Raw genomic sequence first — 18,300 nt, 5'->3', positions numbered from 1 at the left:
TTCTTTCCTATTGTATAGCTGTTCATCGATTCTGGCAAGCCTCCCTTGTCAGCCATCGCTGAAAAAAAGGAGACCTACCAAGGAGGTAGGTCTTATCCGAGTAGACGAGCATGTTCCACGTACAGGCAGCGGTTCTCGATATAATCGAGCCCGGCGTCACGCACGATTTGCTCCGCCTCAGGACTTGAGAGACCGAGCTGATTGAAGACGAGCCCGACATCCCCATGTCGTACCGCATCTTCCGCGACACCTGCTAAAAATTCGCTGCGACGGAACACGTCGACGATATCGATTCTACCCGGGATGCTCTCGACGGACGGATACGCCTTGCGACCGTTCCACTCTTCGAGCATCGGGTTGACGGGGATGACGGTATAGCCGACACGGAGTAAATACTCTGCAATCTGGTTGGCCGTCTTGTTCGGGTTGTCGGACACACCGACGACCGCGATGGTCTTCGCTTCAGACAAAAGTTGCTTCAAACGCTGATCATCCATCCAAAATCCCCCTTTGGTTTACGTTTACAGTGTAACGTTACCTTCCTTCCTGTTTCAAGTCTTATTTTCATCATAAGGTATAATGACTCAACATTACAATTTCAAGACAAACCAATATGGTTTACATAACAAATTATTGTCTACCATTTATTTTGCTATAAAATCAATCAGTCGATTAACCACTCGATTGAGATACAATCACGCAATTCATGTACATTGCGTGAAATATCTATTTCACGCAACGATACATACGAAATTAGGACGTTTTTTAAGGTCATTTTACGGACTTCTATACAAATTTAATCATTGTTTCGTTATACTAAAAGAAAGGAGGTGTGTGATGGGAACAACCTATGAAACTCGTCGAGGAACACTATATAACGAACGAATTACTTTTTACGGCAATGTCATCGCCTGGTTGGTCCACTTCCTATTTTGCATCTTGTTTTATCGTCTGGATATGACTCTCTTATTCCTATCAAATGGCTTGAGTGTGATCTATTACACGATTTCATTCTACTTTGTACATAGACGGTGGTACGGCATCTTCTTTACCGGACTTTTTATCGAAGTCGTTTACAACGCCGTCATCTCGACCGTCATTCTCGGTTGGGAGATCAACATGCATTATTTCATCCTCATGATGGCCTATGGTGTCTTTTTCATGCCAAGCGTATCCAGAGGCCAACGCATCTTGACCACGGCCATCGCGATGTTGATTTATAGCCTTCTATTCATCTATGTGTCCGACGGCATCGAGACCCTACCGATTCAGGTGGAACAAGCGCTCGGGCTCTTTTGCATCCTATCGACCGTGGTGATGATCGCAGGGCTCTCCTTCATCTTCGAGTCAGCCGTTGTCGAAGTGACAGATGAACTCGAACGATCCAATGAGCGATTGCAAATTCTCGCCTCGACGGATGGATTGACCGGACTATTGAACCGAAAAGTCGGGCATGAACAGGTTTCCAAAGCAATCGACAAAGCCGCTCATGAAGGCGTTCCATACGCACTCGCCCTCGGTGACATTGATCGATTCAAATCATTTAACGAGACGTACGGTCATGATTGTGGGGACCGGGTGCTTCAACAAGTGGCCTCCATATTATCCGATATCGACGGCATGGCGGTCCGCTGGGGAGGAGAGGAGTTTCTGGTCTACCTATCGAGTCCTTCCGGTGACTTCCTTCCAATCGTCGAGCAGTTGAGACGACAAATCGAGTCGACCCCTCTCCATTACGCAGGAGAACGTCTTCATGTCACAATGACATTCGGACTTGCGGTTCGTGTTGGTCACGATACGGTCGAAGAGATCGTCAAAGAAGCGGACAACTTCCTTCGTGAAGGCAAGCGTAGCGGAAAGAATCAAGTGAGAACTACATGAAGAAAGGGGCATTCTATGAGTATTTTCCGTCAACTTGGACAGCGGCAGACACCGACGACGACGAAACGCTTCGAGTTGAACGGGTTGCACCGACTACCCGCATTCATCCAACAGTTTTTTCATCATTTAGCAGCGAAGCATTATTCCAAACAGACGGCCCAACGCTACGTGTATGATGTTTTAGATTTCTTTCGTTGGGTCGAGCACGTGAGTGGTACCGAGTTAGAGCCTGAAACGATTGACTTGCCATCATTCACAGAGATTGACCATGCCGGAGCAGAAGCGTATGCGACTTATCTTGCCCTCGATCTCGAAAACGCTCCGAGCGTCATCAATCGGAAGCTTTCAACGTTACAGTCACTCTTCAATTACTTAATCGAGACCAATCAGGCAACGGTGAATCCTTTTCAAACCGTAGAACGTCCGAAACGCGGCAAACGGAACCCCGTCTATTTGACGGAATCGGAGTGGCTCGACTTCTCGACGCTTGTACGTAGCAATGTCGGCATGACGAATCGCGAGGCGAGTTGGTACGAAATGAATCGCGCGCGAGACTTTTTAATCATACAGTTACTTGGACTGACAGGAATGCGCGTATCCGAGCTTGTCGGACTCAATTGGTCCGATATCAACCTTGAGACCGGAACGATTCGGGTCATCGGTAAAGGCAATAAGGAACGCTTGATCCCCATCGCAGGACCACTTCTTCCGCTCCTCACTGAGTATCGCCACACGTCGAGCGAAGGGGCGGTGTTCCAAAATGAGAAGGGACAACGAATCGCTGTACGGACGGTTCAGCATATGTTAAAAGGGCATATTGACCGCTTAAAGCCTTACTTGCCGTTCTTGAGCCATAAACAGGTAACGCCACATAAGCTCCGTCACACGTTCGCTTCGCGTCTCGCCATGGGGGGCGTCGATGTGCTCACGATTCAACAGCTTCTCGGGCATGAATCTGTGGCAACGACACAAGTCTATGCCCATATCGGAGATGAACGGAAAAAACACGCAATATCAAGTTTACAATAATATGTTATGTAAACTATATATCCAAATATAACCACCACCTATATAATGGGTAGTGGTTATATTTATGTGCTGGACATTGACAAAATCAAAATGGCATCATCGATGACCATAAAATAGGCATTGTCATAAGTGAGACGTTCTTCCGATTCTAAATCGAAAATCACGACCCCGCTCGTAAGTCCTTCCGTATATTCATGGACGAGATAGCGGCGACCAATGACGCGTTCGAACGGTTCCACGTCGATATAACGCGCACCGGTTGCGAGGTCAATGACTTCTGAGTGCATATCTGTCTCATCAACTTTGATGAAAATCGTCGAACTAATATCGTCGTACGTGAAATCAATCGGTTCATAAGCACCCCAATCGACGACCGATACTTCATGCAAGACATCGGGAGCCGTCAAATCATAGATGACCTCCTCATTCAACGCGTCAACAAACGCGGAGAATCGAAGCGTCCCTTCATTTTCTCCTAGATATTGGACCGTGTCCCCTTCCCCTTGGAGACGGAGAATATCATCGAATGGCAATTCATCCCGTTGATCCCATATCGCCTCGACCGCCTCTTCGAGTGGGCAAATCAAGAGTGCCTCGGAATGGTCAATCGGGTCGTCAGGAGAGATGCGCCCATCATCGAGTGCATTATAATAGTCAAACTCATCGAGTCTCGCGTTGCAGACGATGTATGGAACACCATCAAATGTGGTCGTGAACAAATACAATTCTCGGAAACGTTCCGTCTTACCGACGAAACGCTCATCCCGAATACGCTCACGTTGATTGGTCACCCGATCAAAGAGCCACGCCTCATCCGATGATTCAAACGCCGTCAAAAAGAGGAAGTAACGATGATCCAGTACCCAGAACAATGTGCTATTCCCACGCTTCTCAAACGTCGTGACCACTTCTTCGGTGCCCGCCTTATAGGAGAAGGCGATCAGTTCTGTCTTGACCACCCCTTCACCGTCCGGGACCTCATTTATAAAGTAGACGATGTCTCCATCGACGAATAGCTTAGGATAACCGTAATCCGCGTACTCCCTCCGGTTCAATTGTGTAATCACGCCATCCTCTTCGTCAAAGCGATAGAGCGAGAATGTCGTGCGATCTCTCTTCTCTCGATAGTAGACCGAGGTAGGGGTAACGGCGATCACATCTTCATGATCGATTGGCACGGCTCGTGCGTCAACGATTCTCATAAAGCACCTCTCTCTTGTCCGGATTCAGCGGGTTCGACTGTAACAAGCCCAGGTGGTCGTTTCGGGAACGTGATCCGTAGATGAGCATATTCGATCACATCCTGATGCGGATGATTCTTGTCAATCCAGCGAATCCGTTGTTGATTCGCGAGGGCATGCCCAATCTTTTCTTCCATTTGGAATTTGGAGATGTCACGAAACGCGACTTCTTGAATGTATGTTTCCTCATCGGTTTCAAACTGTTGCCAGATCCCCATGATCAATTGGCCGAGGGCTGAGACACGCCGTTCAGGGAGCGTGATCGTCCCTAGTGTTCGACTCACTTCCTTCAGACACTCGTCCGGGTCGTCCGAGACGGCAAATAGTCGTTTTGCCGTGTTGTTCATGACGCGATAGCGACGTTTCCCACTTTCAAGCCTGAGCACCTGCGCGTACGGTTCAACCGGTACACCATGAAAAAATGTTTCCGTTCCGCCCCATGCGAATCCAAACGACGGATCAAACTTCCGGATTGTCTGCATGAAGGACATCATAAAGTCCTCGACTTCTCGTCTTTCGAGTCGAAGCCATTCGGCCAGGGCGAGGGTTCCTTTCTCTTTCGAAATCCGATCGACCGGGAAGAAGAGCTCACCATCCGATAGACGATGAGGTTTCAATTCGACGCCGTCAGCACGATAATCGGTCGACGGCCTCCCCCCTCTTCCCGCGTAGATGACCCACTCATCGTCTGTGCTTTCGATGGCATAGGCTTGATGTGCCCACGGTGGAGTCACGTATAAGGCGGGATACTCCTCGAAAGTGTCGAGATGAATGTACGAACGGTCATTCCAAAGGTGGGCGACGAGGCGTACGACCTCTCCTGTCTCCGAATCTTTTGGGGCGATGTAATTTCCGGTATCTCCGATGAACGTCAAAATGTGAAAACCATACCCGTTATACAGGTGACGCACAATTCGTTCAAAGACGGCGGTCACCATGCGTTCAAATAATGGATGATCTTCATTCCGATCGAGCGTTGGCGAATCGACCGTACACATGAGCCAACCCATCCGCTCATATAGACGAACTCGGAGCGGATAAGAGATCAACGGAGAAGAACTCGCATGAATCTCAGTCAAGCGGATATTGGACATGTTTTCGACTTGCAAGGTGAAGCCGCTACGCCTTAACTGTTCCTCCATCTTTTTCTTCCAGTTGATCGTCTCCATCCCATCCACTCACTTTCTTTCATCATCTCATTGTGAATTTTTCCCGATTCTCGTTTTACACAAACGCTTTTCGCTTCATTTGCGCGCTCAGCCGATGAATCGCCTCGTCCAACAGTTCACGACGAGTCCCGATATTCATCCGTTCGAACGCTTCACCTTGAGGACCGAACGGACCACCCGGTGACAAGAAGATCCGAACCTCATGATGAAGCCATGACTTCCGCTCCTCGGCAGACATCGGTAACTCCGAGAAATCGAGCCAAAGCAGATAACTCGCTTCCGGATAGGTCGTATGGAGCATCGGAAGGTTTGATTCGATGGAATCGATCACGTCATTCATTTGTTGCTCCAATTCTTCTCGCAACTGGTCGAGCCAACGTTCCGCGCGGTTATCGGTATACGCGGCGATGATAGCCGTGTTCGCGAACGGTGTCGGGAGCACATGATGTTTGTTCTGTACTTTCGTGATTTGCTTCCGCCACTCATCGACCGGACAAATGATGTAGGACGCAAATAATCCGGCGATGTTAAATGCTTTTGAGGGCGCACTTACCGTGATGATACGCGAGTCGAGTGTGCCGATTGCGGTATGTTTATGAGACGGGAATGTCAAATCTGCATGAATCTCGTCAGCGACGACAATCACCTCATATTGATCCGCGAGTGCTACGACCTTTTCTAGTTCCGCTCTCGTCCAGACACGCCCAACTGGATTATGTGGGGAACAGAGTAGGAAGAGTTTCGCTTGTTTCATCGCTTCCTCGAGTGCGACAAAATCCATCTCGTAGCGCTCGTCAATTTTTTTCAACGGGGCATCGAACACTTGTCGCTTGGAACCGACAACGAGTTCGTGGAATGGTGGATAGACAGGTGACTGGATGACGACGCCATCTCCGACTTCAGTCAACGCCTCGACGATATGCGTCAACGCAGGCACGACACCGCTAGAGAATAACACATGGTTCGGGTCAACAATTAAATCGTGACGTCGGCCGTACCAATCGCTCACCGCTGTTTGCGCTTCAGGTGCGAACAATGTATACCCGAATTCCCCTTGAGCGGCTTTTATAGCGAGCGCCTCGGAGATGGACGGGGCAGTCCGGATATCGATATCCGCTACCCAAAACGGTAACACATCCTCAGATAAACGGAACCATCGTTCCAGCCCATCCCATTTCACCGAATTCGTACCTTTACGTACAAGTTGTTGTTGTAAAATTGATTTCATGTTCATCCCTCCTCCTCCTACTGTATCAAAGTTGATTCGACTGCGTGCCAAAAAAGCATGGCAGTTTCTTGCCGACTTCGTTATACTCGATCGAGATAAGAAAGGAGGCTCGTCAATGTGTGTTACCGTCATTCGCAACAAACGAAGAAAAAAAGCCGCATTTTATGTCACGCCAAACGGCATCGAGCTACGTATTCCAGCACGTTTGTCTAAACGAGTCGTCGATCACATACTAGAAGAACACGACACATGGATTCATGAGATATCGCAAAAGCTCCCTCGACAAACGTCCGTTCTCGATAAGGGGCTCGTTTTTCATGGAAAAAACTATCCGACCAAGATAGATGATGGCACGACTCTCCGATTTGACGGCTCCTCATTTTTCGTTCCGAGGAGATGGGACGAAAACGCCCTGACTAAACATTATGAGGCATGGCTACGTGAACGCGCGCTTGAATATGTAATCAACCAGGCACCGATTTACGAAAAATTATTGGATGTTAAAGCGAAAAAGATTCGAATTGGTCATCAAAAGACACGGTGGGGATCATGTAGTTCGAACGGAACCATCTCCATCAATGTCCGCCTCATGCTGGCGCCAAAAGAGATGATGGACTACGTCATCGCCCACGAATGGGTGCATCTCGTTCACTTCGATCACTCCCCTTCTTTTTGGAGAACTTTACAAACGATTTATCCGAACACCGTTACAGCGAAAGATTGGTTGAAACGACACGGACATACGTTACGACTCAAAAAAACCGACTGACCCCGTGTCGGGTCAATCGGTTCACAGGTTGGATGTAAATGTGTCGGCCGTATCATGTAACTCGGCTGCTGCCTGCTCGAACGTATGGAATCGCTCCATCGTCTGTTCCATCGTTTTTGCACTTAACTGAATCTCTTGATTGGACGCAGTGACACCTTCTACAATTTTCCGAAGCTCGACGTTCATTCCTTCCGTGTTCGAGTTGACGTCGATGACCGCACGTTCAACCATACGAGAGAGGTTGCGGACCTCAGTCGCAACCACATTAAATCCAAGCCCGTGTTCACCTGCTCGTGCCGCTTCGATGGCAGCATTCAGGGACAACAGATTCGTTTGTGCCGCAATCTCTTTGATCGACGAGGCAATTTTCGCGATGTCATCGGCTTGACGACGCAAGTTCTGAAGGGCATGGAGGTTGTCCGCGGCATCTTTTGCAAGCTTTTCAATCGTTTCATTCAATACTTTCGTGTCTTGCATGCCTGTCTTCGCCCGTTCGTCGAGCACATCGGTCATCGATTTAAAGCGATACGCATAATCCTCAATCACTTGTTGCCGTGCGGTGATGTCCGATGCGATCTTGACGACACCGATGACATCATCTCCTTCAAAAATCGGCATATACGTCGCCTCGAGCCAAATGGTTTCCCCTTTTGCATTCTCGCGCTCCACTTTATCCGAGAAACTGAAACCACCCCATAATTTCTCCCAAAATGCCGAATACTCTGGACTATTGACAAAGGAAGAAGGGCAGAACAAGTGATGCTGCATGCCAATCATCTCCTCGCGTCTGTATTTCATTGCTTTCGCGAACGTATCGTTCACATCAACGACCCGGCGTTGACGGTCGAATCGAATCATCGCCATATTCATTTCAATGGATTGAAAAACGTCCTCAGATTGAATTCCTTTTTGGTTCAAAGTACTCATTATAGATAGCAACCTTTCTTATTCCTAGGATGTTCGTACTAAATCGTGAATTTCAGTGTAACGTATCCCGTAACATATCATTACTCTCTTTTTATACAGAAGGTCAATATCTTGATTTTGAAGTATTTACCAAATGAAAAGACGCCGACTGGCGCCTTTCACTCATCTAAATCAGGGAAATAGGAGAAGAACGTTTCCGCTCCCGCACTGCTCAGTTTGAACGTTTGATCGCGTGTTTCATCCGTCACATAGACATCTACTTTTTTAGACCGTTTCTTGAAGCTTAACTGAAACTCTTGCCCTTTCCATCCGTCGATGATGGTGAGAAGGGGATATTCTCCCACTTCTCCAGCTCGATCCACCGGTTCTGCCTCCTTAAATGCGTTCATCAAATCAGACATGTCGGTGCCAGCCGCGCGCAATGTATCCGGATAATTCAATGTGGTCTCCACATCTAACGGGTTTTTATGGAGAAAGAAGAACGGACCGCGTGGAACGGAAGGATTTGCAATGAGTCCTGCTTCAGTGGATTCTTTAATGGACTCATTCGTGGCAAACTCGCCTTTCGTGTACGTCAAGCTAACCTCTTCTTCCACACGTTTCCCATTTTTCATGTATGAGAAGATGTAAAGAGGTGTCTTAACTCCTGGCTCTAACGTATCCGTCTGAAGAACACGTTCGACTTGCAACTCTTCGAACTGGATGGGTTCATGTGCCCATTCCTTCTCGTTCAACACAAGGAACGGTTGAACGGATGGAGTCCCGTTCTCTGTCTCGAAGTAAAAATGGGCTGCTTTCAATTTGTCATTATACCCAAGCGCAATCTTAGCGGTTCCCATTTGCGCATTATATGGTTCAATGAAGGAGATAGGAAAGATTCCTTCCTGATCACCAACCGTTAATGCAATCGCTCCATTCAAAGGAGAAGTCAAATGAACCATCGTGTCTTTGAATAAGTTGATGGGCATCCCCAGATACTCGGATGCTTCACTCTTTTCTGCGACTTCTTCTTCCTCTTTCGTACCAGCTTTCATCATCGGGACGTTCGGAACTTCGATACCTGCTGATAAATCAAGGAAGTCCGGTAGTTCATCAATCTTTCCTAACCTCATGTTGGAATAGTCTCCATCATAGCAAATGGTGTAGTTTTCTTTTCCTTTCAAGAAAGTCACCAATTTGTATGAGCTTGGATCATAATCTGATATCATGACTTTCCGATTCACCGCATATGAATTGAAAACCGTCACATCCCCTTCAATCTGAGTGAGCGGTTCACCCGTACAAGCGCCGAGAATTGCAGTCGACCACGTCTCCGAGTCCGCATCCATCTGATTCGCATATAAATCGCCCACGTTCCATTGCTCAGGCATATAGTCCAACTTTACGACATCCATCTGTTCTCCAGCACAACCCGACAAAATCCCGACTGTGCTTAACATCAATAGCATTCGTTTCATCATGACTCTTTCACCTCCGGAAATAGATCCAAGAACCGTTCCGCTCCTTTGCTTGATAATTTGAATGTTTGATCGCGGAGCGGGTCCGTCAGATAGACATCGATTTTTTTGAATCGTTCCTTGAGACTTAACTGAAATTCTTGAGCACCCCAACCATCGATGATTGTGAGACGCGAATAGTCAGTCACATCTCCAGCACGTTTGACAGGTATTGCGTCATCAATCTCATTCATCAGATCTGATATGTCGTTCTCTTCAGCCATTAGCACGTTTGGGTACTGAATATCGAGCGCACCGTTTAATGGCTTCTCATGAACATAAACGAATGGACCATTTGAATCGCTCGCGTTTTGAACAGGATCTTGTGTCGAAAATTCACCATTCAAATAAGTTAAACTGATTTCCTCATTCACGCGTTTTCCATCTTCAATGAAGGAGAACGTATATAGAGGCGTCTTGACACCCGGTTCAAGAATGTCTTCCCGAAGTACCTGTTCTACTTGTAGCCCTTCGAATTGAATCGGCTCGTGTTTATGCTCTTTTTCATTCCACACAACTAAAGGAAGTATGGTCGTCAATCCATCATTTTTCTCATAGTAAAAATACGCTTCTTTCGATTGTTCGTCATACCCAAGCGCGATTCCCACTTCTTCCGATTGGGCACTAAATGGCTCTAAATGTGAAATGGGGAACAGTCCTTGTTGATCTCCAATCGATAAATCAATCTGGCCATATAATGAGGGTGTCACATGAATCATCGTCCCTTCGAGGAGACGGATGGGAGCAGGATAGAAATGACCTTCGTCTTTCTGTTCCATTTCTTTCAATTCTTCATGTGTACCCGAGCGAATCGTCGGCGTACTCAAGATGTCGGTCCCTTCTTCCGTATGAACGAAGTAAGGGAATTCATCTATCTCTTCCGCCCTGATTTGTTCAGAAGCACTGTCATAGCAAACAGCGTATGGTTGATTTCCTTCCATATACATCACGATTTTATGTGCATCATCGAATTTTCGATTCAATTCATACGAGCGATAGACGGTGACGTCCTCTTCGATTCGTGAAATTGCATTCCCGGAACACGTATCGAGTAAATCAGGAGTCCACTTCACCGACTTGGCATCCATATGACCTGATTGAAGATCTTTCACATTCCAGTGTTCCGGGAGGTAGTCTATCTTTACGACATCCATCTGTTCATCATCACAACCTGTCATCAAACCAATACAGCAAATGAGTAAAAGAATTCGCTTCATAATGTTTCCCTTAGGCGCGGAAATATGTCTAAGAACGCTTCCGCTCCTTCGCTCGATAATTTAAATGTTTGATTCCGGAGCGGGTCCGTTAAATAGATATCAATTTTTTTCGAACGCTTTTGATAGCTGATTTCGAATACTTGACCCTTCCAACCGTCTGATAAAGTCAAATATCGATATTCTGAATCTTCTCCGCGGCGATCGACGGGGTCTGCCTCATTGACGATGTCGAACAATTCTTTCGCTTCCTCTTTCGTGGCCTCACTATATTCTGCGAATTCCATCGCCCCTCCATCGTATGGTTTTCGATGAACGATGACCCTTGGCCCGGCTTCTTCAACAGGCAACCAATCCTCAAACATCGGATCCGGTTCTTCACCGTCTTTTAGCAATGTCCCAGAAACGAAGCGAATCGTCATCGTTTCGGTCACACGTTTCCCGTTTTTCAGATAAGAGAAAGTATAGAACGGAGTTTCCTCTTCTTCGTTCAGTTCACGAGCTGTCGCGACAGTCTTGATCTCTAACTCGGAAAAGACCGTATTCTCTTTTGACCCCGGGTCCTCTAACTCATCAAACTCAATCGGTTGAGGTATAAAAAATTGGCCATCAAACGAGTAAAGAATATATGGACGAAACGTCTTTTTATCATATCCGATGGCAATCTGTTGATTCGGCATCTCAAATCCTCGCGGCTCGAACTGCGCAATCGGATAACGGATCACCTTGCCACCGAGTTTCATTTCAAGTTCGCCGTAGAGCGCCGGTTCGATTTCCAGTAACGTATGCGGGAACGGGGTGATGGAATTCCCGTCGATCTCCAACCCTTCTGCTTCCACCAACTTGTCTTGTAACGCAGAAGATGTCTGATGAATACGAGGGAGTCGTGGAAGTCGAATTCCGTCACTTGTATTCACAAAGTCTGGAAACGAGTCAATCGCTTCCGCCATCAGTTGATTGGTGTAGCTTTCATGACATACGACATACCGTTCGTCACCTTCTAAGTACGTCACGACTTTCATCGTATATGGGGTCATGGCTGAAGCAGGCTCGGTTCTCCCTGCAATCGCCGTTTGATATACCGTGATGTCACCCTTTAATTCGGTTGCACGCTCCCCATCGCATGCAGCCAATACTTCTTTTGACTCCTGGACTTCAATCATCTCTCCTTCTTTTGAATAGCTTTCCACGTTCCATTGATCCTCTATGTAATCTAGTTGAATGACTTCTATATTAGATGCCCCACATGCGCTTAAAAATGAAGCACTAAGTAACATCATGATTCCTCTTTTGTACAAAATATCCCCTCCTATAATCTCCTCATCCAATTTTACCATTATCTAACTATCCTATACGAAAAAAATCCGCTCACGTTTCATGAGCGGATGGTAGAACAATCATTTACTTTGGTCGATGGCACGTTGCAATCGGGACTCGACGTCTAACGCGACGGCTTGTAACGATTCGTCATCGATGAGGCGAATCAATTCTGTCGGTCTCGGCATACCAATTTGGGTATGGTCGTCTTTTTCGAACACCGCGATTTTGCATGGAAGGAAGTAGCCTCCTTCTAACTGTTGCGACAGCACTTCTTTTGCCGCCTTCGGATTGCATACTTCTAAGATACGATACTTCCCATCAATCCCCTGCCCTTTTTTCTCGAGCGTCTCACTCAAATCAAAGTCCCAGAGCACCCCGAATGATTCTTCTTTCAATGCTTCTCCGAGACGAACGACAACGTCATCCACGGTACGGTCAGATTGTACGGTATAGTCAAACATCTTCATTCCTCCTTATGTGGTTACTCATGAAATCTGTACCCGAACGAAGTCATGCTCAATCAAAAAGAAACTGTATGTGATTTGAAACATAATCACGCACTCGAACGTATAAAAGGAGATAATAGTTAGAACCAAACTGATGTAAAGGAGAAGTGGTTGTCGTGACGGTCACGGTATTCACGCATACGAGCTGCAGTTCTTCCAGAAAAACGATTGATTGGTTACGGGAACAAAAGATTCCCTTCATCGAAAAGAAATTGACAGACCAAGGTTTATCCTTCGGAGAATTCAAAGAGATGTTGAGCCTGACGGAAAATGGGACGACGGACTTGTTGTCGGTCCAAAAGAGTGTCTATAAACAAGCGGCAGAGAAACTAGATGAGATGTCGATTCGTGAGCTATATAGCTTCGTCGCCTCGAATCCTCAAATCCTGAAAAGTCCGATCGTCTTCGACCATCATCGCATCCAGGTCGGTTTCAGTGAAAAAGAGATTCGGACGTTCATCCCGAGACATGACCGCATCGCTGAACTGAAACGTCTGCTCCATAACGCATAAATCGTGTCGCTTTCGCGACACGATTCTTTTATGCCTTTTTCAATTTTGCAGCCAGTCGATTCCCGAAGGATTGGATGGACTGAACGAGGAGGATGAGGACGAAAATGGTCACGTACATGACTTCCGGTTCGAAACGAAGATGTCCGTATTGATAGGCAATGTCCCCCAGTCCACCTGCCCCGACGAGTCCCGCCATCGCCGTCGCTCCAATCAACCCGATCGTCGCAATCGTCAGTCCGAGAACGATGGAAGAACGTGCTTCACGGATTAACACATACCAGATGATTTTTCTCGTCGAGATGCCCATCGCCTCATACGCCTCGATGACCCCGCGGTCGACTTCGAGTAGTGCCGATTCCATGAGTCGCGCAATATACGGTGCGGTGAAGACGATCAAGGGGAGCAAGACGCCCTGCACGCCGATTGTCGTCCCCATGATGAACCGTGTGAACGGTAAGATGAAGAACAACAGAATGATGAACGGGATGGAACGGATGACGTTGATAACGCTCGATAAGCCACCATAGACGAATCCGTTTGCGAGTCTGCCTTTCGGTCTCGTCAAAACGAGCAACGTCCCGAGCGGCAATCCGATCAAGGTCGAGATCAAAAGCGCGATGCTCGTCATCGTCAACGTTTGAACCGTTCCTGTCCAGATTAAGTCACCCCAGTCTGTCCAAAACTGTTGCATGGTTTGACACCTCCCTCACATGTACGCCGCTCGTCTTCAAATAACGGACGGCGAGTTCCGTTTGATCATGATCCCCGTCAAGATGGACGAGCAAGTTTCCGACAAGCCCCGCCTTTAACTTCTTGATTCCGCCTCCGATGATGTTCGGTAAAATGCCGAACCGCTTGGTCAATTGTGCCAGGACTGCCTGTTCCGTCTGACTGCCGATGAACGACAAATGGACGAGCGTTCCCCGGGTCTGGAGTTCCGAGACGACTTCTTCCGGCACGTCGAGGTTTGTCTTAAGAAACTTCTGGGTCGTCTCGTGTGACGGATTGGAGAAGACGTCTAGTACGTGTCCTTGTTCAACGATTTGGCCACGATCGATGACGGCGACCCGGTCACAGATTCGTTCGATGACTTCCATCTCATGTGTGATCAAGAAAATCGTCAATCCGAGCTCGCGATTGATTTCGAGCAGTAACTCTAAAATCGACTCGGTCGTCTCAGGGTCAAGTGCACTTGTCGCCTCATCACTGAGGAGAATATCAGGCTCATGGGCGAGCGCTCGCGCAATGGCGACACGTTGTTTCTGTCCACCCGACAATTGTTCAGGGTAATGGTTCCGATGTTCGCTCAGTCCGACGATTTGGAGATAGCGGTCGACCCGTTCACGGATGACCTGCTTCCCGAGACCTTCGAGACGAAGCGGGATGGCGACATTCTCTTCGACGGTCGCAGTCTTCAGCAAGTTGTAGTGCTGAAAGATCATACCGATTCGCTGGCGTAACGTCGACAACCCTTTCTTTTTGAGGAGCGTGATATCTTGTCCCTCAATCTCAACAACCCCTGATGTCGGACGCTCCAAAAGATTGATCATCCGGATGAGCGTACTCTTACCGGCACCACTTCGTCCGATGATTCCGAAGATTTCCCCTCTCTCAATCGTGAGGGAAACATCATCGAGTGCCGTGATCGTGCCTCCGTTGACCTTGAACTCCTTGGTGATTTGTTTCAGTTCAATCATAAGACCCCTCCTTAAAACGCCGGCACGACCGAACCATTGAATTCTTCTTCGATGAAGGCACGTACTTCCTCTGAATGATAGTAAGACTCGAGCGTCTTCACGACCTCATCTTCTTTATTGGCCGAACGGACGACGACATAGTTCGGATACGGGTTATCGACCGTATCTTCATGGAAGAGGGCATCTTCGTTAATGGATAGACCCGCTCCCATCGCGAAGTTCGTGTTGATGGCCGCGAGTGCCACTTCCGGGAGTTGCGTCGGCAGTTGGGATGCTTCGAGTTCAATAAATTCGAGGTTGAGCGGATTCTCAGCAATGTCGCGCTTTGTTGCTTTATCCGTCAATCCTTCTTTTAACGTGATGAGCCCAGCCGTTTCATATAGTCGTAACGCACGGAGCTCATTCGCCGGGTCGTTCGGGACGGCCACTTTATCGCCTTCCTTTAAGTCCTTGATATCCGTCAATTTCTCTGAATAGAGCCCCATCGGGAAAGCGACCGTCTTGAAGACGTCGTCAATCTTATACCCCTTGTCCGCTTTTTGCAGTTCGAGGAACGAGAGCGTCTGATAGCTGTTCACGTCGAGACTCCCTTCATCGAGAGCCGTGTTCGGCGTGTTGTAATCGTTGAATACTTTGATGTCGATTTCAAGACCGTCCTTTTTTGCGAGCTCCTGTACTTTCTCGGCGATCTGTTCGTGTGGTCCACCAGTGACGCCGATCGTCAGCTCTTTCGTGCTGAGCGTCTCGCTCGCCTCGGATTGTCCGCACGCTGAGAGTGCGATGGCCGCAAGGATAGATGTACCTGCCAAAATGGTTTTTTGTTTGATGTTCATGAATGATTCCTCCTCCAAATGAAAAGCCCGCTACTCAAAAAGAGCGGCGGGCACGACACGTGAAAGTCGGACACGCTCATCTCCCAGACGTCTCGTCTGTTGGAATTAGCACCATGATCATTTCTGATCTGGTTGCCGGGTTTCATCGGGCCAGTCCCTCCACCACTCTTGATAAGCAATCGGTTCTATTATTTTGTTATTATATTACTGATAAAAGAATTATTTGTAAACTGTTTCTTGAATATTTCTTAAAATTTCTTTTAATTGCTCGGTATCTTCGACCTTGTGAATGCCTTGAATCGTCATTTCTTCGACGACATAATCGACCAACTCATCGATTTGGTCAAAGCGAATCCCAAGTTGTTCAAGTGACGTCGGAGCGGCGATCGCTTGTAGCCAATTCTCAAGGATTGAGGCGTCTTCGGATGAAGCCAATCGTTCTTGAACGATCAGACCGAAGCCTACCTTGTCCCCGTGCAACCAATGATGCGTCGAATCAAAACGACTGAGTGCGTTATGCACCGCATGGGCGACGGCGACTCGGGTGCCGGCGTCACCGAATCCACCAACGGCACCACCGATGGCGAGGACATGATCGACGATAGATCGGATGTCCGTGCCATAATGGCGAAAATCATCTTCACGAATGGACAAATCCATCAACGCTCCGCATTGCGCCGCAAGTGAGAGCCCCGACTGAATCCCTGCGTCCCTTGATGTTGTTCCGCTAATATATCGAGCCTCGAACCACTTTGCGACCGTATCGATGACACCAGCCTTAAAATAGTCGTAAGGTGAATCACGTAACAGTCGTTCATCCGCGATGACGCGCTCGATGACGACGGGGAACGTATCATATCGTAAATATGTACCGTCTTCTCCATAGATCACGCTGAGCGGGGTGAAGGCGGCACAGTTTGACACAAGTGTCGGAATGACGATGAGCGGGACCGACTGGGTAAATGCAATCCGCTTCGCCGTATCAATCAATTTACCGCCACCGACAGCAATCCAGACGTCAGGTCGATGCGCTTTTAGTCGTTCGACTTCTTCGTCTGAACATTCCCCCTTGAATCGTACGCTCGGAATTTCTGCTAGACGAGGAGACACGCGAATCGCTTCACCGTATCCGTTAAATCCTTTCAAAACGAGTGCCTCCCGATTCCCAATCAGTGAGTAAAGTTGATCGAGCGCATCGTTCGAATGGTCGTATTCCAGCACAGCTTGTCGAATCATTGATGGACCTCCTCATAGGCTGCAAACAGTCTCTCAATCCGTTCTACCGCTTCATCAATCTTCTGTTCAGACGACACGAGACCAAAGCGGATGTGGTGCTCCCCCTCCGTTCCAAAAAAGTAGCCCGGTGTGACGGCGACGCCCGCCTCATGTAGTAACTTCGTCGAGAATGATTTTGCATCGCCTTCAGGCACTCTCGCCCATACGAAGAAAGAACCTTTTGGTGCCTCAATTTCCCACCCTGCTCGGCGTAACCCATCAATCAATCGGTTTCGTCTTGTTTCGTAAAGCGAGGCTAGGTCGTCACGTATGTCACGCGGGGATTCTAACGCCACGATGGCTGCCTCTTGAATGGCAGAGAACACAGAGACGTGGACATGATCTTGGTAAGTATTGATCGCCTCGATGATATCTGCATTTCCGACTGCGAACGCGACACGCCATCCCGACATGTTGAACGCCTTCGACATCGTATACACCTCAATCCCGATTTCTTTTGCCCCGTCTGCTTGGAGAAAACTTGGCGGGACATGCCCATCAAAGCCAATACTTCCATAGGCGAAATCGTGTACGACCATCAGATCATGGTTTGTGGCGAATTTAACCGTCTCCTCAAAGAAGGCTGGCGTCGCGACAGCGCCGGTCGGATTGCTCGGGTAGTTCAAATACATGAGTCGTGCATGAAGCGGATCGAGCGTGGTGTAATCCGGGAGATAGCCGTGCTCTTCCTTCAACGTTAAATCGATGATGTCCGCTCCGGCGAGACGCGCTCCCGAGATATAATCGGGATAGCCAGGGTTCGGGAGCAAGATGCCTTCACCCGGCTCAAGAAGACACTGAGGCAACGTGATGAGACCCGATTTGCTGCCAATCAAAATCGCCACTTCTCGCGCCGGGTCGAGGTCGACTCCGTATTCACGTTGATAGAATGCGGCCACAGCTTCTTTTAGTCGAGCCTGTCCCCGGAATGGTCCGTATTGATGGGTCGTCGGGTCGGTCAATGCTCGTTCCAGTGCCTCACAGATTGGAGCTGGTGTCGGTAAGTCGGGTGTGCCTTGTCCGAGTCGGATGACGGTCTTGCCACTCGCCTCGACTGCCGCGACTTCTTCTGCTAATCCGACAAAGTGTTGTGTCGGTAACGATTTTAATAACTTGGAACGTCTGTCTGCCATGATGGGTCCTCCTCATACGAAAAAACACCCCTTTCTGAGGAAAGGGGTGCTCGATACAGACGTATGTAGT

Annotated in this window: 18 protein-coding genes and 1 riboswitch; of the genes, 4 read left to right on the top strand and 14 right to left on the bottom strand. The window is 48.2% G+C overall.

Features of this window, described 5'->3' with window-relative positions:
• Positions 1-92: 92 nt before the first annotated feature.
• Positions 93-497, bottom strand: coding sequence for a CoA-binding protein (locus KD909_RS07300; protein ID WP_211782816.1), 405 nt, complete (start codon positions 495-497; stop codon positions 93-95).
• Positions 498-837: 340 nt separating this feature from the next.
• Between KD909_RS07300 and KD909_RS07295 the strand changes: the two genes are divergently transcribed.
• Entirely contained in the window at positions 838-1,881 is a 1,044-nt protein-coding gene (locus tag KD909_RS07295) for a GGDEF domain-containing protein (RefSeq protein ID WP_211782815.1), read from the top strand.
• Positions 1,882-1,896: 15 nt separating this feature from the next.
• A complete protein-coding gene (locus KD909_RS07290) occupies positions 1,897-2,910 on the top strand; it encodes a tyrosine-type recombinase/integrase (RefSeq protein ID WP_211782814.1) in 1,014 nt (337 codons plus the stop codon).
• Positions 2,911-2,972: 62 nt separating this feature from the next.
• On the opposite strand, the gene KD909_RS07285 is transcribed toward KD909_RS07290, so the two are convergent.
• The 3 genes from KD909_RS07285 to KD909_RS07275 are packed head-to-tail and all read right to left on the bottom strand — an operon-like array spanning position 2,973 to position 6,548.
• Complete coding sequence (locus KD909_RS07285; protein WP_211782813.1) at positions 2,973-4,112, bottom strand: hypothetical protein; 1,140 nt, start codon at positions 4,110-4,112, stop codon at positions 2,973-2,975.
• Positions 4,109-5,320, bottom strand: a complete 1,212-nt coding sequence (locus KD909_RS07280) for a hypothetical protein (protein ID WP_211782812.1) — start codon at positions 5,318-5,320, stop codon at positions 4,109-4,111. The genes KD909_RS07285 and KD909_RS07280 overlap by 4 nt, the downstream gene beginning before the upstream one ends.
• 55 nt (positions 5,321-5,375) lie before the next feature.
• The gene (locus KD909_RS07275) at positions 5,376-6,548 is read right to left on the bottom strand and encodes a MalY/PatB family protein (protein WP_211782811.1); all 1,173 of its coding nucleotides are present in this window, start codon (positions 6,546-6,548) and stop codon (positions 5,376-5,378) included.
• Between the two features lie 115 nt (positions 6,549-6,663).
• Between KD909_RS07275 and KD909_RS07270 the strand changes: the two genes are divergently transcribed.
• Complete coding sequence (locus KD909_RS07270; protein WP_211782810.1) at positions 6,664-7,317, top strand: M48 family metallopeptidase; 654 nt, start codon at positions 6,664-6,666, stop codon at positions 7,315-7,317.
• 21 nt (positions 7,318-7,338) lie between these two features.
• Here KD909_RS07270 and KD909_RS15575 read toward each other — a convergent pair whose 3' ends face one another.
• The 5 genes from KD909_RS15575 to KD909_RS07245 all read right to left on the bottom strand — a co-directional run bounded on the left by KD909_RS15575 (position 7,339) and on the right by KD909_RS07245 (position 12,735).
• Complete coding sequence (locus KD909_RS15575) at positions 7,339-8,244, bottom strand: methyl-accepting chemotaxis protein (protein ID WP_211782809.1); 906 nt, start codon at positions 8,242-8,244, stop codon at positions 7,339-7,341.
• 158 nt (positions 8,245-8,402) lie between these two features.
• Positions 8,403-9,704, bottom strand: coding sequence for a hypothetical protein (locus tag KD909_RS07260; protein ID WP_211782808.1), 1,302 nt, complete (start codon positions 9,702-9,704; stop codon positions 8,403-8,405).
• On the bottom strand, positions 9,701-10,957 hold the full coding sequence (locus KD909_RS07255; RefSeq protein WP_211782807.1) for a hypothetical protein: 1,257 nt from the start codon (positions 10,955-10,957) through the stop codon (positions 9,701-9,703). The genes KD909_RS07260 and KD909_RS07255 overlap by 4 nt, the downstream gene beginning before the upstream one ends.
• Positions 10,954-12,252 carry a hypothetical protein gene (locus KD909_RS07250; RefSeq protein ID WP_211782806.1) on the bottom strand — a complete coding sequence of 433 codons (1,299 nt, stop codon included), beginning with the start codon at positions 12,250-12,252 and terminating at the stop codon, positions 10,954-10,956. The genes KD909_RS07255 and KD909_RS07250 overlap by 4 nt, the downstream gene beginning before the upstream one ends.
• Positions 12,253-12,351: 99 nt before the next feature.
• Positions 12,352-12,735, bottom strand: a complete 384-nt coding sequence (locus KD909_RS07245) for a DUF302 domain-containing protein (RefSeq protein ID WP_012726342.1) — start codon at positions 12,733-12,735, stop codon at positions 12,352-12,354.
• A gap of 161 nt (positions 12,736-12,896) precedes the next feature.
• On the opposite strand from KD909_RS07245, the gene KD909_RS07240 reads away from it, so the two are divergent.
• Positions 12,897-13,292, top strand: a complete 396-nt coding sequence (locus KD909_RS07240) for a Spx/MgsR family RNA polymerase-binding regulatory protein (protein ID WP_012726343.1) — start codon at positions 12,897-12,899, stop codon at positions 13,290-13,292.
• A gap of 28 nt (positions 13,293-13,320) precedes the next feature.
• Here the strand turns inward: KD909_RS07240 and KD909_RS07235 are convergent, their stop codons facing one another.
• The 5 genes from KD909_RS07235 to KD909_RS07215 all read right to left on the bottom strand — a co-directional run bounded on the left by KD909_RS07235 (position 13,321) and on the right by KD909_RS07215 (position 18,230).
• The gene (locus tag KD909_RS07235) at positions 13,321-13,983 is read right to left on the bottom strand and encodes a methionine ABC transporter permease (RefSeq protein ID WP_211782805.1); all 663 of its coding nucleotides are present in this window, start codon (positions 13,981-13,983) and stop codon (positions 13,321-13,323) included.
• Positions 13,955-14,989 carry a methionine ABC transporter ATP-binding protein gene (locus KD909_RS07230; RefSeq protein WP_211782804.1) on the bottom strand — a complete coding sequence of 345 codons (1,035 nt, stop codon included), beginning with the start codon at positions 14,987-14,989 and terminating at the stop codon, positions 13,955-13,957. Before KD909_RS07230 ends, KD909_RS07235 begins: the two co-directional genes overlap by 29 nt.
• Positions 14,990-15,000: 11 nt before the next feature.
• Positions 15,001-15,822: a MetQ/NlpA family ABC transporter substrate-binding protein gene (locus tag KD909_RS07225; RefSeq protein ID WP_211782803.1), complete on the bottom strand. Its 822-nt coding sequence runs from the start codon at positions 15,820-15,822 to the stop codon at positions 15,001-15,003.
• Positions 15,823-15,895: 73 nt separating this feature from the next.
• Positions 15,896-16,000: riboswitch (SAM riboswitch) on the bottom strand.
• Between the two features lie 41 nt (positions 16,001-16,041).
• Complete coding sequence (locus KD909_RS07220) at positions 16,042-17,058, bottom strand: iron-containing alcohol dehydrogenase (protein ID WP_211782802.1); 1,017 nt, start codon at positions 17,056-17,058, stop codon at positions 16,042-16,044.
• Positions 17,055-18,230, bottom strand: coding sequence for an aminotransferase class I/II-fold pyridoxal phosphate-dependent enzyme (locus KD909_RS07215; protein ID WP_211782801.1), 1,176 nt, complete (start codon positions 18,228-18,230; stop codon positions 17,055-17,057). The genes KD909_RS07220 and KD909_RS07215 overlap by 4 nt, the downstream gene beginning before the upstream one ends.
• Positions 18,231-18,300 lie beyond the last annotated feature (70 nt).

Source organism: Exiguobacterium sp. PFWT01 (genome assembly GCF_018255795.1).
Taxonomy (GTDB): domain Bacteria; phylum Bacillota; class Bacilli; order Exiguobacteriales; family Exiguobacteriaceae; genus Exiguobacterium.
The sequence above is the reverse complement of the archived record's forward strand: the minus strand, read 5'-3'. Positions and strand labels throughout refer to the sequence as shown.

Bases quoted from the DNA above. Each gene is read 5' to 3' on its own strand.
- KD909_RS07255 (WP_211782807.1), bottom strand. From the start codon at position 10,957: ATGAAGCGAATTCTTTTACTCATTTGCTGTATTGGTTTGATGACAGGT.
- KD909_RS15575 (WP_211782809.1), bottom strand. From the start codon at position 8,244: ATGAGTACTTTGAACCAAAAAGGAATTCAATCTGAGGACGTTTTTCAA.
- KD909_RS07245 (WP_012726342.1), bottom strand. From the start codon at position 12,735: ATGTTTGACTATACCGTACAATCTGACCGTACCGTGGATGACGTTGTC.
- KD909_RS07285 (WP_211782813.1), bottom strand. From the start codon at position 4,112: ATGAGAATCGTTGACGCACGAGCCGTGCCAATCGATCATGAAGATGTG.
- KD909_RS07290 (WP_211782814.1), top strand. From the start codon at position 1,897: ATGAGTATTTTCCGTCAACTTGGACAGCGGCAGACACCGACGACGACG.
- KD909_RS07280 (WP_211782812.1), bottom strand. From the start codon at position 5,320: ATGGAGACGATCAACTGGAAGAAAAAGATGGAGGAACAGTTAAGGCGT.
- KD909_RS07215 (WP_211782801.1), bottom strand. From the start codon at position 18,230: ATGGCAGACAGACGTTCCAAGTTATTAAAATCGTTACCGACACAACAC.
- KD909_RS07275 (WP_211782811.1), bottom strand. From the start codon at position 6,548: ATGAAATCAATTTTACAACAACAACTTGTACGTAAAGGTACGAATTCG.
- KD909_RS07295 (WP_211782815.1), top strand. From the start codon at position 838: ATGGGAACAACCTATGAAACTCGTCGAGGAACACTATATAACGAACGA.
- KD909_RS07230 (WP_211782804.1), bottom strand. From the start codon at position 14,989: ATGATTGAACTGAAACAAATCACCAAGGAGTTCAAGGTCAACGGAGGC.
- KD909_RS07220 (WP_211782802.1), bottom strand. From the start codon at position 17,058: ATGATTCGACAAGCTGTGCTGGAATACGACCATTCGAACGATGCGCTC.
- KD909_RS07270 (WP_211782810.1), top strand. From the start codon at position 6,664: ATGTGTGTTACCGTCATTCGCAACAAACGAAGAAAAAAAGCCGCATTT.
- KD909_RS07235 (WP_211782805.1), bottom strand. From the start codon at position 13,983: ATGCAACAGTTTTGGACAGACTGGGGTGACTTAATCTGGACAGGAACG.
- KD909_RS07225 (WP_211782803.1), bottom strand. From the start codon at position 15,822: ATGAACATCAAACAAAAAACCATTTTGGCAGGTACATCTATCCTTGCG.
- KD909_RS07260 (WP_211782808.1), bottom strand. From the start codon at position 9,704: ATGATGAAACGAATGCTATTGATGTTAAGCACAGTCGGGATTTTGTCG.
- KD909_RS07300 (WP_211782816.1), bottom strand. From the start codon at position 497: ATGGATGATCAGCGTTTGAAGCAACTTTTGTCTGAAGCGAAGACCATC.